This window comes from Vibrio sp. Vb0598, from assembly GCF_033338935.1.
GTDB lineage: Bacteria > Pseudomonadota > Gammaproteobacteria > Enterobacterales > Vibrionaceae > Vibrio > Vibrio alginolyticus.
Genome location: NZ_JAWOTP010000077.1, coordinates 1 through 1,725, shown reverse-complemented (window position 1 = coordinate 1,725; position 1,725 = coordinate 1). Strand labels below are relative to the sequence as shown.

2 protein-coding genes and 1 pseudogene are annotated in these 1,725 nt (G+C 45.0%); 1 reads left to right on the top strand and 2 read right to left on the bottom strand.

Annotated elements, in window-relative coordinates; all coding sequences use genetic code 11:
• The first annotated feature begins 53 nt into the window (after positions 1–53).
• Positions 54–920: a YicC/YloC family endoribonuclease gene (locus R7Q38_RS23015; protein WP_015296114.1), complete on the top strand. Its 867-nt coding sequence runs from the start codon at positions 54–56 to the stop codon at positions 918–920.
• Between the two features lie 54 nt (positions 921–974).
• On the opposite strand, the gene R7Q38_RS23010 is transcribed toward R7Q38_RS23015, so the two are convergent.
• Entirely contained in the window at positions 975–1,400 is a 426-nt protein-coding gene (locus R7Q38_RS23010; protein WP_024703485.1) for a phosphate-starvation-inducible protein PsiE, read from the bottom strand.
• Between the two features lie 129 nt (positions 1,401–1,529).
• Positions 1,530–1,725: pseudogene (locus R7Q38_RS23005) on the bottom strand (ABC transporter ATP-binding protein); the annotation flags it as partial.

The window sequence follows — 1,725 nt, the reverse complement described above, 5'->3', positions numbered from 1 at the left end:
CTCCGTGATACACTCTCTAGGTAATTTTCAAAAAATGAAGACAGGAAAATTCGATGATTTACAGTATGACTGCGTATGCGCGCAAAGAAGTAAAAGGCGATTGGGGCTCAGCGGTATGGGAAATCCGCAGTGTAAACCAGCGTTACCTAGAAACCTATTTCCGCATGCCAGAACAATTCCGAGCTTTAGAACCAGTTCTACGCGAACGTTTTCGTAAACGTCTAGCGCGAGGAAAAGTGGAATGTAGCCTTCGTTTCGAAGCGAACCCTGCAGCAAAAGCCGAGCTTAGCATCAATGAAGCGTTGGCAACCCAAGTGATTAAAGCTGCTGAACAAGTTATGCACATGACTGGTGAGCTTAGCCGCATCAATCCATTTCAAGTCATGCAATGGCCTGGTGTGATGGAAACTCCAGAGCAAAACATGGATGAGGTCAACAAAGAACTGCTTGCTGCATTTGATGAAGCAATTAGTGAATTTATTGAAGCGCGTGGCCGTGAAGGCGACAACATGAAAGCGCTGATCGAACAACGCCTAGACGCGATTACCGCAGAAGTGGTGAAAGTTCGTGCTCGCATGCCTGAAATCCTAGAATGGCAACGTGAACGTCTATTCTCAAAATTTGAAGATGCGAAAATTGAACTGGATGCTTCTCGTGTAGAACAAGAGCTTATCTTGCTAGCGCAAAAGTCGGACGTTGCAGAAGAGCTGGATCGTCTGGATTCTCACGTGAAAGAAACGACCAACATCCTGAAAAAAGGTGGCGCAGTCGGTCGTCGTCTGGATTTCATGATGCAAGAATTCAACCGTGAGTCAAACACGCTCGCTTCTAAATCGATCAGCACCGACATCACTGCGTCGGGTGTTGAACTGAAAGTTCTGATCGAGCAAATGCGCGAACAGATCCAAAACATCGAATAATCTAAAAACATTTAGATTACATATTGAAAGCCCCGCTTAGTGCGGGGCTTTGTTTTATTCGTCTTTTTCCAAGGTTCGGTTGTCAACATACGGCCAATAGTGGTGTCCAACGCGAATCACCAAAGTCGCTGCCGCCAAGATAAACGCCGCTATAGAAAGCCAAACCACCAAAGTGGCATCCAACTCTTTCATACCTAAGGTGATGTAGCGAGCAATGGCCATCATCGCGATATAGATAGGATAGCGAACGGGGATCTTACCGTTCATCACAAACTGCTGCACCATCGCTAAAACCTCAAGATAGATGAACATCAATAAGATGTCCGTCAACAGCACTCGCTTCTCAACAAAGACGTGAATGAACTCTTGAGCCATGGCATAAATAGTTGCCAAGGTAATAGCGACCAACAGAACCGCTTCTAAGATGTGGAATATCTTTAAAAATGGGCGACTGAACGATTTAGGTAAATTTGATGGCATAGCCAATTATCCAAGAAAAACCAAAGAGATAAGTTTTGAGTTTAGCATGCAAGATAAAAAAGGATACATAAGAAAAACGCCCCGTTTATTTAACGGAGCGTGTTTTCTTGAATGCGATGGTGGCACGGCTTACGCCACTTGCTGCTTTTTTTCTGCCACACGCTTTTTCTTGCGATATTTAGGATGGGTAATCGGAATCGCGGAGAGCAGTTTCTTGGTGTAATCGTTTTGTGGGTTCGCGTAAATTTCTTTCGCATTCCCCGCTTCCACCACTTTACCAAAGTACATCACCGCGACTTTATCGGAGACATGCTTAACCACCGAC

What these genes read in the sequence shown, in the direction of transcription:
- R7Q38_RS23015 (WP_015296114.1), top strand. Translation starts at nt 54, where the DNA reads ATGATTTACAGTATGACTGCGTATGCGCGCAAAGAAGTAAAAGGCGAT.
- R7Q38_RS23010 (WP_024703485.1), bottom strand. Translation starts at nt 1,400, where the DNA reads ATGCCATCAAATTTACCTAAATCGTTCAGTCGCCCATTTTTAAAGATA.